We start from the raw sequence: 13,574 nt of genomic DNA, 5'->3' as shown, positions 1-13,574 counted from the left end.
CTACGCCCAGGCGGCGCCGACCAGTTTGGCGTGCAGGGCGAGGGCCGAGGCATCCGTCAGGGTGGCGATCTGGTCGACGACCGTGCGGAGGGCCGCGCGGTCGTCCTCAGCCTCGTGGTACATCGCGGCGAACACCGGGTCCAGCCCGTCGGGGGCGCGCTGGGTCAGGACGTACGCCAGCTCGGCGATCACGATCCGCTGGCGGGCCCGCAGCTGGGCCTGCTCGTCGCGCATCATGACGAAGCGGACGGCCACCGCCTTGAGCACCGCGCACTCCAGCCGGACGCCCCTCGGCACCACCAGCTCGGCGGCGTAGCGGGTGAGCCGGCCGGGGCCGTAGCGGGCCCGGGTGGCCTGCTCGGCGGCCAGGCAGAAGCGGCCGATCAGCTGGCTGGTGAGGTCCTTGAGACCGGCCCGGGCACGCGCCGTGCCGTCGTAGGCCTGCGGCCACCAGTCCTGGGCGAGCAGCCGGTCCAGCGCGGCGGCCAGCTCCTCCGGCTCGGCGTCCGGGGCGTAGCGCTCGGCGACCTTGAACAGTTCGGCGCGCTCACCGGGGGCGCGCAGCGCGGCCGGGTCGATGTGGCCGGCCTGGAGACCGTCCTCGACGTCGTGGGTGGAGTAGGCCACGTCGTCGGACCAGTCCATGACGGTGGCCTCGAAGCACTTGCGGCCGGCCGGGGAGCCGGCCCGCAGCCAGCGGAAGACCGGCAGGTCGTCGGCGTAGACGCCGTACTTGGGCGAGGCCGGGTCGACGGGGTGGGCGCCCTTGGTCCACGGGTACTTGGTGGCGGCGTCCAGGGCGGCCCTGGTCAGGTTGAGGCCCACGCTGCGGCCGGGCCAGGGGGCGAGCCGGGCGGCGGGCTGGTCGTCCTGGGGCGCGAAGCGCTTGGGTTCGAGCCGGGTCAGGATGCGCAGCGACTGGGCGTTGCCCTCGAAGCCGCCGCAGGCCTCGGCGGCCTGGTCGAGGGCCTCCTCGCCGGTGTGGCCGAAGGGCGGGTGGCCGATGTCGTGGGCCAGGCAGCCGGTCTCCACCAGGTCCGGGTCGCAACCGAGGGCCGCGCCCAGTTCCCGCCCGACCTGGGCGCATTCCAGCGAGTGGGTGAGCCGGGTGCGCGGGAAGTCGCTGCGCATCGGGGCGACCACCTGGGTGGTGCCGGCCAGTCGGCGCAGTGCGGCGGAGTGCAGTACCCGGGCGCGGTCGCGCTGGAAGGCGGTGCGGCCGGGACGCTTGTCCGGTTCTGGGACCCAGCGGGCCTCGGCGGCGTGGTCGTACGGGATCGGGGCGGCGAGGCGGTGCGTGGTGTCATCCATATGACCCTTCACGGTACGCCGCACCGCCGACACGCGGGATGTGCCGCGCGCGAAGGGGTGCGGGCCGGGGCGTGAACCGTGGGAGGCGCGCCGATGTCGGCCGCCTCGAACCACTCGTGCCCGAACGGCCCCCTTCCGGAGCCGCCCGGTCAACCCGGTCAGCCCCCACCCGGCCCGCTCAGCCCACCCGGCCCGCTCAGCCCCGGACGGCCTTCAGCACGACGCCGGCCACCGCCTCCTGCCCCTTGGCGTTGGGGTGGATCGGGGTCAGCCCGTGGGCCGGGAACGGCGGCTCGATCCAGCGGGAGTCCTCACCCGCGCACATGTCGTGTCCGGCCGACGGCCCGGCGGTGTCCACGAACACCGCCCCGGCGGCCTCCGCGCGCTGCTTGAGCATCCCGTTGAGCTGCCGCTCCTTCTCGGCGAGGAAGCCGAGGTCCGCCGCCGCGATGGTGGTGCCCAGCACCGGCCCGCAGCTCACCGGGTCGGTCGGCAGCAGCGCCGGGTAGCCGACCACGTACACCCGGGCCTGCGGGGAACGGCGCCTGATCTCCCGGAGGACGTCGGCGACCTTGCCGCCGGCCTCGTCCACCCTGGCCTGCAGCTGGTCGGCACCGCCGGAGGCGTAGTGCTCCCGGCAGGGCGCGGCCGAGGTCTTCCCGCCGACCAGGTCCTTCACCGCGCCCACCAGGGTGTCCTTGGCGCACTCGGTCATGACCTGCATGAAGCCCGCGTCGTTCCCGCCGATGCCCAGGGTGACCAGCCGGGTGGCCGGGGTCAGCGCGTCCAGCTGGGCCGGGTTGGCCCCGTCGTCGGTCTTCTGCACCGCCTTCAGGTCCCCGGTGCGGGCGCCGCTGCAGCTGACGTCCCGGAACTGCCCGGGCGCCAGGGCGAGCGCCTTCGCCACCAGCGCGGGGTAGTTGACCCCGGAGCGGCCGCAGCCGCCCGGCTCGCCGACCTGGGGGGCGATCTTCGGCCCGGCGGTGTAGGAGTCGCCGAGCGCCACGTACGGGCCGCTGGGCGGGGTGGGGGTCGGCGTCGGGGTGGCACCGGCCGGGGCGCGGCCCGGCAGCGCGCCAGCGAAACCCCGGTCCGAACCGTCCGAACCGTCCGCACCGCCCCCGCCGCTGCACCCGGCCAGTCCGGCCAGCAGCAGGGCGGCGAGCCCGGCCGTCACGACGACGGCCGGGCGTGTGGTCCTCGGCATGGCATCCCCCCGGGGGTGCGAGTCACGGGCTGCTCCGTACGGCGGCCCGTCCCCCGGGCACCGCCGTGTCCAACGTACGGGCGACGCCGATGACTCCCGTCGGCGCCACACCCGTCCGGGAGGAGCGGGACCGCTACTCCGCCACCCCGCCCCCGCTACCCCGCTACTCCGCGCCGCGCTCGTGCTCGGCCAGGAACTCCTCGAAGCGGCGCCCCAGCTCCTCCGCCGAGGGCAGGTCGACCGGCTCGGCCAGCAGGCTCTCCCGACCCTCGGCGCCCGCCACCGCGTCGTACTGGCCCTCCATGCCGCGGATCGCCGAGCGCAACTCGCCGTCCCCCTGGGCCAGCTGCTCCTCGATGTCGGCGTACACCTCGCCGACCCGCTCGCGCAGCCGGGTGCCGGGCAGGACGAGCCCGCTGGCGGACTGCACCGCCTCCAGGATCAGCACGGCGGCGGCCGGGTAGGCCGAGCGGGCCACGTAGTGCGGGACGTGCACGGCGAAGCCCAGCACGTCGTGCCCGGCCTCTGCCAGCCGGTACTCCAGCAGCGCCTGGGCACTGCCCGGGACCTGCGCCTGCTCGAACCACTGCGGGTAGCCCGGCGCGAGGTCGAGCCGGTTGCCGTGCGGCGTCAGGCCGACCGGGCGGGTGTGCGGCACGCCCATCGGGATGCCGTGGAAGTCCAGGCTGAGCCGCACCTCGAAGCGCTCGACCAGCGCACGGACGGCGCGCGCGAAGCGCTCCCACTCGACGTCCGGCTCGGGGCCGCTGAGCAGCAGGAACGGGGCCCCGGCTGCGTCGCGGACCAGCTGGAGCAGGATCTCCGGCGGGTCGTAGGCCGTCCAGTGGTCGTGGTCGAAGACCATCGCGGGGCGGCGGGCCCGGTAGTCGACCAGCCGGTCGTGGTCGAAGCGGGCCACCACCTGCGGCGAACCCGTCTCCAACAGGTGGGCCACCACCTGGCCGCCGGCCTCGCCGGCGTCCATGAACCCCTCGAAGTGGTGGAGCAGCACCAGGCCGGCGCCGGTGTCACGCAGCTCCGCGTTGGCCTCGGCCACGGCGGCCACGCCCCGCTCATCCAGCTCGTACAGCGCCTGGAAGTCTCGCACCGCGCACCCAACCCCGTTCTCTGCTCGTCCCGATCCGACCGGCTTCTCGTCCTCTCCAGCGTGCCGGGCCGCGCCGGAATTCCCGTTCCGGCCGACCGCTCGGCGCGCGACCCGCCCGACGACACGGCCGGCAGCCGTCGCCGGCCGCTCCGGAACATGATCGCACCCGGAGGAGAAGCCCCTGGTCACGGGTGTTCAACCGCCCCGTCCGGAGCACGCGGTGGCGGCCCGCACCGCCATTCGCGTGCCGCGAAGTGACGCACCGCGTTCTGGCGGGTATCGTCCTCTCGCTGCCTCGCATCGTCGCGTCGTCGTCACGTCGTCCGTAACGCCGTCGACCACGACCCGGATCGCTGCTCGGACAGCCACCCACGACGCATCTTGCCTTCACCTGGCCGCCTGCTTCCCTTCGCGCTCTCGTTTCCTCCTCGGCCATTTCGCGGACGCACACTGTCCCCTCGCTCTCCCCGCCGGACCGGTCCGAGGACCCGTGTCCGTTCCGGCACCACGCGCCGCCCGTTCCGGGCCGCCGCCCCCGCCCCGCCCGACCGGAAGCCCTCCGGCGCGCACGGGTACCCGGAGGCGGAAACCGGGCCGGGGCGAAGCCAGTCACCCCGCAGCCCGTGCCGCACCCCGGCGCGGACCGCGCCCTACGACCGATGAAGGACCGAAGGTTCCGTGCCCGTACCTGTCATCCTCACCGGCCGCACCGTGCGGCTGGAGCCCCTCGCCGCGCACCACGCCGAGGCCATCGCCGAGGCCGGCGCCGAGGACCGTACGACCTACGCCTTCACCGCCGTGCCGCACGGCCTGGAAGCGGCCCGCGACTACGTCGCGCGGGCCCTCGCCGACCAGGCCGCGGGGCGGTCGATGGCGTTCGCGACGGTCAACGTCGCCGACGGCCGGGTGGTCGGCTCCACCCGGTTCCTCGAACTGGACTACTGGCAGGGCCCGCTGGTGTGGCCGCCCACGCCCGGCGTGCCGTTCGGTGATCCGGCGACGGCCGTCCCCGACGCCGCGGAGATCGGCAACACCTGGCTCTCGCCGCGCGCCCAGGGCACCGGCATCAACACCGAGGCCAAGCTGCTGATGCTCCGGCACGCCTTCGAGACCTGGGGCGTGCAGCGGATCTCGCTGCGCGCCGACGCCCGCAACCTGCGCTCCCGGGCCGCCATCGAGCGGCTCGGCGCGACCTCCGAGGGCGTCCGCCGGGCGCACTCGCGCGGGCTGGACGGGGTGGTGCGCTCGACCGCGTTCTACTCGATCCTGGACTCCGAATGGCCCGCCGTCCGGGACATCATCGAGCTGCGGATCGCCGCCGCCACCTCGCCGAGCGCCCCGGATCCGGCGATCAACCAGGAGTGTCTTAGACAGGGCGGCAGCGGCGCCGGGCAGCTGATGATCACGGCCTGAGGGCGGACCGTTCGCCGGTGGCGGCGGTCCTCAGGATCCAGCTCAGTGTGGTCAGGCCGTGGGGGTCCGTGGGCAGCACGGACCACCGGTGGTGGCTCGTCTCGACGACCGCCGAAACCGGACGCCGGCCACCACGGATCCTGGTGACCGCCACTTCCCAGACCGGGTGGCCGCCCCCGGGGCGGCAGATCCTGACCGAACCCTCGTGGGTGTGCACCGCCCAGCGGTGGTCCAGCGTGTCCGTGTGCCGCCCGGCCCGGAGGCGCTGCCACTGTTCGTCGGTCCACTCCACGTCGGGGACGGGATGCGAGCGCGGAACCAGCATGTCCGCGCGGCCCCGGCCGCCGGTGACGCCGCCCGGCTCCGGGAACGCCCAGCCGGGCAGCGGTTCGCGGGCGGCCATCCACTCGGCCGGGATACCGCGCGTGCCGGTGCACGAGGCGACGACTCCCCCGGTGATCGCGGCCACGGTGTCCATGTCGCCACCGGGCGCGATCGCCTCCCATACGGCCGCCCGGTAGTCGGTCAGGTGACGGGCGGCGCACCGGAGGGCGTACGGGACGGTGTCGGCGGCTGAGGTCCGACTGCCGTTGCCGAGGACCTTCGCGGCGACCAGCGGGTCCGGTTCGGCGAGCAGGGCGATCGCCTCGATCACGCCGTTGCGCACCGCGCCGATCGGCGTGTGGAAGACGACCTCGCCCAGGAACGTCTCCGGCGTCATGGTCCCGGTCCGGGCCCGCACCGCGATCGCCGCCGCCACCGCGACGGCGATCGCGCCGTCCACGGCCTGCGGGTGGGTGTGGGTGATCACCGCCGTACGGGCGGCCAGCCGGACGACCTCGTCCAGGTCGTCCGCGTACGCCGCCCCCAGCGGGGCGACCCGCATCGCGGCGCCGTTGCCGTACGAGCCCTGGCCGTCGAAGAGTTCGGCGGCCAGGGCCTTGGCGTCGCCGCCCTCGCGGATCAGCCGGAGCATCCGGTTGGCGGCCGGGCCGTAGCCGCGGTCGAAGTCGTGGCGGAGGGCGAAGGCGTGGGTGAGGTCGAAGGTGTCGATGGTGCCGCGTTCGCGCTGGGCGGCGTACACCGAGCAGGCCATCTCGGTGTCGTCGGTCCACGGCCAGGGGCCGGGCGGGTCGGTGCGGCCGGTGAAGTGGGCCCGGGCGGTTTCCGGGACGAAGAACTGGGCGCCGAGGGCGTCACCGACGGAGAGGCCGTTGAGCGCGTCGAGCGCCGGGCCGTTGGGTTCGGTCATCATGTGGGACCAAGCTCAGCGGGTCGGCGGCCGTTCCGTCAACTTCCGTTCCGTCAACCTCCGTTCCGGGAAGCCCCCGGCGAGGGACGTTTCGCATACCGCCGATCCGGGCGGGCAGGCACCCGGGTATGACCTGCGCGAACCCGCTCGACCCCGTCGCCCTGCTCGGCGCCGACCAGCAGCACATCGCCACCCGGGCGCAGCTGCGCCGGCTCGGCGTGCCCTCCGGCACGATCGCCCACCGGCTGCGGCCCGGCGGGCCCTGGCAGCAGGTGCTGCCGCGGGTGATCTGCCTGCAGAACGGGCGACTGACGATCCATCAGCGCTTGCGGGCCGCCCTGGCGTACGCGAGCCCGAAAGGGCGGCAGCCGCAGCCCGGAGAGGTGCTGCTGACCGGGTTCACGGTGCTGGCGGAGGCCGGGCTGCCGAGCGCCGGGCACCCGGCCGACCTGGCCGAGGTCGAAGTCCTGATTCCGACCCAACGCCGGGTGGGCGACCGGGAGTTCGTCCGGGTGCACCGGGCATCCGGGGCGATGCCGGGAGGCTTCCAGCGGGACGACGGGCTGTGGAGCGCCACAGTCGCTCGGGCACTGGCGGACGTGGCGCCGCAGGAGACCGGGCAGCGCCGGTTCCGGGCGCTGTGCGCCGAGGCGGTGCAGCGTCGGCACTGCGAACTGGGCGAGCTGCTCGACCAGTTGCTCGCCCGGCCGGGGGCGCTGGCGCTGCCGCAGGTGGCCCGGGCGGTGGAGGACCTGACCGCCGGGGCGCGCTCGGTGGTGGAGGGCGAGGCCCGCGAGGTGCTCGCCCACGCGGGCCTGCCGGAACCGCTGTGGAACCCGGTGCTCTTCCTGGACGGCCGGTTCCTCGCCGCGCCGGACGCCTACTGGCCGCACGCCTGCGTGGCCCTGGAGATCGACTCCCGCGCCTACCACCTGCGCCCGTCCGACCACGAACGCGGCCTGGCCCGCGCCAACCGGCTGACCGCCGCGGGCCTGCCGGTGGTGCGCGCCACCCCGGCCCAGCTGCGGCGCGACCCGGCGCCGGTGCTGCACGAGCTGACCGCCCTGGTCACCACCGGCCCGCACGGCCCGCACGGCCGGATCAGCTGGCGGCGGGCGCGGTGAACTCACCGCAGTGTCAGGCGTGCTGGGCCCCGGCCGCCTCGGCGGCGGCCACCAGCCGCTGGAGTTCGGCGAGGTGGGCGGCGAGCGCGGCGCGGCCCTCGCGGGTGGCGGCGAGCCAGGTGCGCGGGCGCTTGCCGACGTACCCCTTCTTCACCACCAGGTACCCGGCCTCCTCCAGCGCGGTGGCGGCCTTGCTGAGGACGGAGTCGGAGACCTCGCAGTGGTCCCGGACGGCGGCGAACTCGGCCTCCCGGCAGGCACCGAGGAAGGCGAGCACAGTGAGCCGGGTGGCGTGCTGGAGCAGCGGGTCGAGGGCAGTGGGCATCAGCCGGCTTCCTGCAGCCGCCGGACCCGGCGGTTGAGCCGGCTGGTGCCCGCCCAGAAGGTCAGGCCCGCCGCCAGCCCGGCGGTCCCGCCGATCCAGCGCGGGCCGCCGCCGGCCCACCAGGCGAGCACCATCGCGGCCCCCGACGCGGCGCAGACCGCGAGGACCGCCGACGCGACCGGCCCGCCGATGCCGTCCGGCATGCCCCGGCGGACGATGCCGTCGCTGCGCATGGCGAAGCGCGCGAGGCCACCGGTCAGGGCGGCGAAGCCGCCGGCGAGCCCGCCGATCACGGCGATCTGCCCGGTCTCGATGACGTGGCCGATCCCCAGGCCGTAGGCGGCGAAGGCGAAGGCGAAGGCCGGCCCGTACCAGCGGGGCAGCTCGCCCGGGCGCCGGGCGGCCGCGCCGGCCCGGTCGGCCAGGCGCAGTGCCTCGGCGGCGGACGGCGGGGTGGGAGCGGAGTCACTCATGTTTCCCCCTCGGAAAGTGACGGTGGCTCCACTGTGCCACGACCTTTCCAGGTTGGAAAGTATTTTCTGTGAGGCAAGCGCTCAGCAGCGCGGGTCGATCTCCTGGAAGGTCGCGTAGTGGTCCGGGGACCAGTACTGCTCGCCGTAGCCGCCGGTGACGACCCGTCGGGTGCCTCGGTCGTTGGAGCCGGGGGTGACCACGGTGAACTCGTGGTAGTAGCCGTTGCCCTTCTTCGGCAGGCGGCTCTCGCGGTTCTCGAAGACGACGCCGTCCCGGTTGTACGGGTAGGGGCCGTTCTTGGCGATCAGGGCGAGGGTGTCCTGGGCCTGGCTGGGCAGCTTGGTGCGGCAGACGTCGGCCAGCGCCGGGTCGGCGGGCGTCCAGGCGCCGCCGGCGGGCGGGGACGGCTTGGGAGCCGAGGATTTGGGGGCCGAGGTGCCCGCGGCGGCGGAGCTCGCGGCGGCCTTGGGGTGGGTGCTGCCGCCCCTGCCGGCGAGCAGGTACCCAACCCCGGCGAGCACGGCCAGGATCAGGACGGCCCCGACGACGAGCGGGCTCTTGCTTCTGGTCATGCGGTCCAGCTTGGCAGGCGCCCGCGCCCGGCCGGCCGTGTCCCACACATGACGGACACCACACGACGAGCACCACGCGACGGGCACCGCCCGACCGACACCACAAGGACGTACGGCCGGGCGGGAACGGACGCCGTTGTCCGTTCCCGCCCGGCCGTGTTACGTACGCCGGTTCTCCTGCGCCGAGCTCCGGTGTACGCCCTCCCGACGGGAGGGGAAGCGGTCAGTCGTACCCGCGCGTGAGTAGGGGATGCCTACCCTCTCAGCGCGAGTCGCTGCCCGCCGACTCGATGGCGGCGCGGCCTGCCTCCAGGCGCGCCACCGGGATGCGGAAGGGGGAGCAGGAGACGTAGTCCAGCCCCACCTCGTGGAAGAAGTGGACCGAGTCCGGGTCGCCGCCGTGCTCGCCGCAGACGCCGAGCTTGAGGTCGGGGCGGGTGGCCCGGCCGGCCTCGACGGCGTGCTTGACGAGCGAGCCGACGCCGTCGCGGTCGATGGTCTCGAACGGGGAGACCCCGAAGATGCCCTTCTCCAGGTAGGCGGTGAAGAACGAGGCCTCCACGTCGTCCCGGGAGAAGCCCCAGACCGTCTGGGTCAGGTCGTTGGTGCCGAAGGAGAAGAACTCGGCGGCCTCGGCGATCTGACCGGCGGTCACCGCGGCGCGCGGCAGCTCGATCATGGTGCCGAGCTTGATGTCCAGCTTGACGCCGGTGGACCGGGCGACCTCGGCGAGCACCCGCTCGCACTCGTCGCGGACCAGCTCCAGCTCCTGGACGGTGCCGACCAGCGGGATCATCACCTCGGGGCGCGGGTCCCCTCCGGCCAGCTTGCGCTCGGCGGCGGCCTCGGCGATGGCCCGGACCTGCATGCCGAACAGGCCGGGGATGACCAGGCCGAGGCGCACGCCGCGCAGGCCCAGCATCGGGTTCTGCTCGTGCAGCTTGTGCACCGCCTGGAGCAGGCGCAGGTCGTTCTCGTTCGGGTCCTTGCGGGCCTCGGCGAGGGCGACGCGCACCGACAGCTCGGTGATGTCGGGCAGGAACTCGTGCAGCGGCGGGTCGAGCAGACGGACGGTGACGGGCAGGCCGTCCATCGCCTGGAAGAGCTCCAGGAAGTCGCCCTTCTGCAGCGGCAGCAGGGTGGAGAGGGCGAGCTCGCGGTCCTTGTCGTTGTCCGCGAGGATCAGGTGCTCGACCTCCTTGCGGCGCTCCTCACCGAGGAACATGTGCTCGGTGCGGCACAGGCCGATGCCCTGGGCGCCGTAGCGGCGGGCGCGCGAGCCGTCCTCGGCGTTGTCCGCGTTGGCGCGCACGGCGAGACGGCGGCGGCCGTCGGCGTGCGACATCAGCCGGTGGACGGCCTGGACCAGTCCGCCCTGGACGTCGGCGCCGGCGTGCAGGGTGCCCTCGAAGTACTCGACCACGGGGGACGGCAGCACGGGTACCTCGCCGAGGTAGACCTTGCCGCTGGCGCCGTCGATCGAGACGACGTCGCCCTCGTGGACCACCAGGCCGTCGGCGGTGGTGAACTTGCGGCCCTTGGTGTCGACCTCCAGCTCCTCGGCGCCGCAGACACAGGTCTTGCCCATGCCGCGGGCGACGACGGCGGCGTGCGAGGTCTTGCCGCCGCGCGAGGTGAGGATGCCCTCGGCTGCGATCATGCCGTCCAGGTCGTCCGGGTTGGTCTCGCGGCGGACCAGGATGACCTTCTCGCCGGAGCGGGACCACTTGACGGCGGTGTAGGAGTCGAAGACGACCTTGCCGATCGCGGCGCCGGGCGAGGCCGCCAGGCCCCAGCCGATCTGCTTGGACTCGGCGGTCGGGGCGAAGCGCGGGAACATCAGCTGGGCCAGCTGGCCGCCGGTGACGCGCATCAGGGCCTCGTCCAGGTCGATCAGGCCCTGGTCGACCAGCTGGACGGCGATCCGGAAGGCGGCCGCGGCGGTGCGCTTGCCCACGCGGGTCTGCAGCATCCAGAGCTTCCCGCGCTCGATGGTGAACTCGATGTCGCAGAGGTCGCGGTAGTGGTTCTCCAGCGTCTGCATGATCGCCATCAGCTCGTCGTACGACTTCTTGTCGAGCTTCTCCAGCTCGGACAGCTGCAGCGTGTTGCGGATGCCGGCGACGACGTCCTCGCCCTGGGCGTTGGACAGGTAGTCGCCGTAGACGCCCTGGGTGCCGGTGGAGGGGTCGCGGGTGAAGGCGACGCCGGTGCCGGAGTCCTCGCCGAGGTTGCCGAAGACCATGGTGCAGACGTTGACCGCGGTGCCCAGGTCGTTCGGGATGCGCTCCTGGCGGCGGTACAGCCGGGCGCGGTCGCCGTTCCAGGAGTGGAAGACGGCGTGGATGGCGAGGTCCATCTGCTCGCGCGGGTCCTGCGGGAAGGCCCGGCCGGTCTCGCGCTCGACGATTCCCTTGAACACCTCGACCAGTTCCCGGAGGTCGGAAGCGTCCAGGTCCAGGTCGTTGACGGTGCCCTTGGCGTGCTTGGCCTCTTCGAGGGCCTCCTCGAACAGCTCGCCGTCGACGCCCAGCACGGTCTTGCCGAACATCTGGACCAGGCGGCGGTAGGAGTCCCAGGCGAAGCGCTCGTTGCCCGACTGAGCGGCGAGGCCGACCACCGAGGTGTCGGAGAGGCCGATGTTGAGGACGGTGTCCATCATGCCGGGCATGGAGAACTTGGCACCGGAACGGACGGAGACCAGGAGCGGGTTGTCGGCCTGGCCAAGCTTCTTGCCCATCTCCTGCTCGAGGGCGTCCAGGTGGGCGCTGATCTCCTCGTGCAGCGAGGTGGGCTCGCTACCCGTGTCCAGGAAGACCTTGCAGGCCTCGGTGGTGATGGTGAACCCCGGAGGCACGGGGAGCCCCAGGTTGGTCATCTCGGCCAGGTTCGCGCCCTTGCCGCCAAGAAGATCCTTGAGGTCCTTGTTTCCTTCGGTGAAGGAGTAAACAAACTTCTGCTGGGACGGCACGGGTCGGTCTCCTCGTACGCGGTTGCCCTGACGCCGGAGAACATACCCATTTCGAAGGCACTTCTCTGCCCTGAATAGGCCACACGAGGCCGGTACCGAGGGGTAACCCGCTAGATCGAATGCACATAAAGGCGTTCACCTCTGTTGGTGAAATCGTCCCCCTGACGCGAGTCCGCGTTCAAGTCTTGAAGTCAAGGAAACGGAAGATCGCGCGATCCGGACGCTGGGTAGCCACCGTGGGTCGGTCGCGTTGCCCCGGCTTGATTTCCTGCACCCGGATCGGCCGATCGGCGTCGAACCGGCTTCGGGAAGCGATTCACACGCCACCTGTCCATTTCGTCCACTGACCGGCCGTCAGCCGCACCCTCGTGTGGCAAGCGTCACCAGCCCGCCTCTCGGCCCGGACGTAGGACGGCTGCGCCAATCGTCGCACTCGGTGGTGAACCGTGCCCGTCAAGTCACATCAGCAGGACAAAAAGGAGCCATCTTGTCCAGAATGGACAAGATGGCTGTGACCGGGTGGCCAGCGACCCGGGAGGGGCCATTTTGCCAGTACGGCTAGCTCATCCGCCGGAGGTGTCCGATTCGGCATCCTCGCCCGGGCGGGCGCAGTCGTACGGATCGTCCAACCAGCCCTCGGGCAGGACCACCCGACCGTTGCCGCTGGTGCGCCCGCGGGGGCCGTCCGCGCCGATCGGCCACGTCTGGGTCTGCTCCACCTGGGCCAGCGTCTCGGCCAGTTCGGTCAGCGAGGAGGAGTTCGCGAGCTTCACCCGCAGCTCCGAGCCGACCGAGAAGCCCTTGGTGTACCAGGCGACGTGCTTGCGGAAGTCGATCACGCCGCGCGCCTCGTCCCCCAGCCACTCCCCGAGCAGCTGGGCGTGGCGCACCATCGCCCGGGCGACGTAGCCGAAGTCGGGGCGGGCGTAGTCGACGTCCCCCTCGAAGATCGACACCAGGTCCCTGAACAACCACGGCCGCCCCAGGCACCCGCGGCCCACCACGACGCCGTCGCAGCCGGTCTCGCGCATCATCCGCAGCGCGTCGTCGGCCGACCAGATGTCCCCGTTGCCCAGCACCGGCACGTGCGCCGGGACGGCCTCGCGCAGCCGGGCGATCGCCGACCAGTCGGCCGTCCCCCCGTAGTGCTGGGCGGCGGTGCGGCCGTGCAGGGCGATCGCGGCCACGCCCTCCTCGGCACCGATCCGGCCCGCGTCCAGGTAGGTGAGGTGGTCGTCGTCGATGCCCTTGCGCATCTTCATGGTGACCGGCAGGTCGCCGGCGTTGGCCACGGCCTCGCGCAGGATCTCGCGCAGCAGGTTGCGCTTGTACGGCAGCGCCGAGCCGCCGCCCTTGCGGGTCACCTTGGGGACGGGGCAGCCGAAGTTGAGGTCGATGTGGTCGGCCAGCCCCTCGTCCGCGATCATCCGGGCCGCCTTGCCGACGGTCACCGGGTCCACCCCGTACAGCTGGATCGAGCGCGGCTTCTCGCTCGGGTCGAACTTGATCAGCTGCATGGTCTTGGCGTTGCGCTCGACCAGGGCTCGGGTGGTGATCATCTCCGAGACGTACAGGCCCTTGCCGCCGCTCTGCTCGCGGCACAGGGTGCGGAACGGCGCGTTGGTGATGCCGGCCATCGGCGCCAGCACGACGGGCGGCCACACCTTGATCGGGCCGATGTCCAGCGGCGCGAACTCGGGCGCGGCCTCGGTCGCGGTCGCGGGCGCGGGCGCGGTCTCGAGCGCGGTGGGTGCGGGCGTGGCTGTCATGCGCGGCTGACCTCGGGTAGGGGGACGGGACTCTCCATTGTCCCCCAC

At 73.1% G+C, this 13,574-nt stretch carries 11 protein-coding genes; 2 read left to right on the top strand and 9 right to left on the bottom strand.

The genetic code is table 11. The annotated features are described in order from the left end of the window. The 3 genes from HS99_RS33570 to HS99_RS33560 all read right to left on the bottom strand — a co-directional run bounded on the left by HS99_RS33570 (position 1) and on the right by HS99_RS33560 (position 3,626). Positions 1–1,311 (bottom strand): deoxyguanosinetriphosphate triphosphohydrolase, encoded by a 1,311-nt coding sequence (locus HS99_RS33570; protein ID WP_030553445.1) that lies wholly within the window; start codon positions 1,309–1,311, stop codon positions 1–3. Positions 1,312–1,507: 196 nt separating this feature from the next. Next, the gene (locus tag HS99_RS33565; protein ID WP_050366801.1) at positions 1,508–2,518 is read right to left on the bottom strand and encodes an SGNH/GDSL hydrolase family protein; all 1,011 of its coding nucleotides are present in this window, start codon (positions 2,516–2,518) and stop codon (positions 1,508–1,510) included. Positions 2,519–2,681: 163 nt separating this feature from the next. Continuing rightward, a complete protein-coding gene (locus tag HS99_RS33560; protein WP_030553448.1) occupies positions 2,682–3,626 on the bottom strand; it encodes a PAC2 family protein in 945 nt (314 codons plus the stop codon). A 678-nt stretch (positions 3,627–4,304) separates the two neighbouring features. Between HS99_RS33560 and HS99_RS33555 the strand changes: the two genes are divergently transcribed. Then, positions 4,305–5,039 (top strand): GNAT family N-acetyltransferase, encoded by a 735-nt coding sequence (locus tag HS99_RS33555; protein ID WP_033348951.1) that lies wholly within the window; start codon positions 4,305–4,307, stop codon positions 5,037–5,039. Here the strand turns inward: HS99_RS33555 and HS99_RS33550 are convergent. Next, on the bottom strand, positions 5,029–6,294 hold the full coding sequence (locus tag HS99_RS33550; RefSeq protein ID WP_063737965.1) for an ADP-ribosylglycohydrolase family protein: 1,266 nt from the start codon (positions 6,292–6,294) through the stop codon (positions 5,029–5,031). The genes HS99_RS33555 and HS99_RS33550 overlap by 11 nt on opposite strands. 125 nt (positions 6,295–6,419) lie before the next feature. Here HS99_RS33550 and HS99_RS33545 point away from each other — a divergent pair, with 125 nt between their 5' ends. Continuing rightward, complete coding sequence (locus HS99_RS33545; protein WP_030553451.1) at positions 6,420–7,415, top strand: putative endonuclease domain-containing protein; 996 nt, start codon at positions 6,420–6,422, stop codon at positions 7,413–7,415. Between the two features lie 13 nt (positions 7,416–7,428). Here the strand turns inward: HS99_RS33545 and HS99_RS33540 are convergent, their stop codons facing one another. The 5 genes from HS99_RS33540 to dusB form a co-directional block, all read right to left on the bottom strand. Further along, complete coding sequence (locus HS99_RS33540) at positions 7,429–7,740, bottom strand: transcriptional regulator (protein WP_030553453.1); 312 nt, start codon at positions 7,738–7,740, stop codon at positions 7,429–7,431. Continuing rightward, positions 7,740–8,213, bottom strand: coding sequence for a hypothetical protein (locus HS99_RS33535; RefSeq protein ID WP_030287627.1), 474 nt, complete (start codon positions 8,211–8,213; stop codon positions 7,740–7,742). The genes HS99_RS33540 and HS99_RS33535 overlap by 1 nt, the downstream gene beginning before the upstream one ends. Before the next feature lie 81 nt (positions 8,214–8,294). Then, complete coding sequence (locus HS99_RS33530; RefSeq protein ID WP_030597940.1) at positions 8,295–8,786, bottom strand: ribonuclease; 492 nt, start codon at positions 8,784–8,786, stop codon at positions 8,295–8,297. 262 nt (positions 8,787–9,048) lie between these two features. Continuing rightward, positions 9,049–11,757, bottom strand: a complete 2,709-nt coding sequence (gene ppdK, locus HS99_RS33525) for a pyruvate, phosphate dikinase (RefSeq protein WP_030287631.1) — start codon at positions 11,755–11,757, stop codon at positions 9,049–9,051. Between the two features lie 563 nt (positions 11,758–12,320). Next, positions 12,321–13,526: a tRNA dihydrouridine synthase DusB gene (dusB, locus tag HS99_RS33520; RefSeq protein WP_267885550.1), complete on the bottom strand. Its 1,206-nt coding sequence runs from the start codon at positions 13,524–13,526 to the stop codon at positions 12,321–12,323. Between the last annotated feature and the right edge of the window lie 48 nt (positions 13,527–13,574).

The organism is Kitasatospora aureofaciens (assembly GCF_001188955.3).
Lineage (GTDB): Bacteria > Actinomycetota > Actinomycetes > Streptomycetales > Streptomycetaceae > Kitasatospora > Kitasatospora aureofaciens.
The sequence above is the reverse complement of the archived record's forward strand: the minus strand, read 5'-3'. Positions and strand labels throughout refer to the sequence as shown.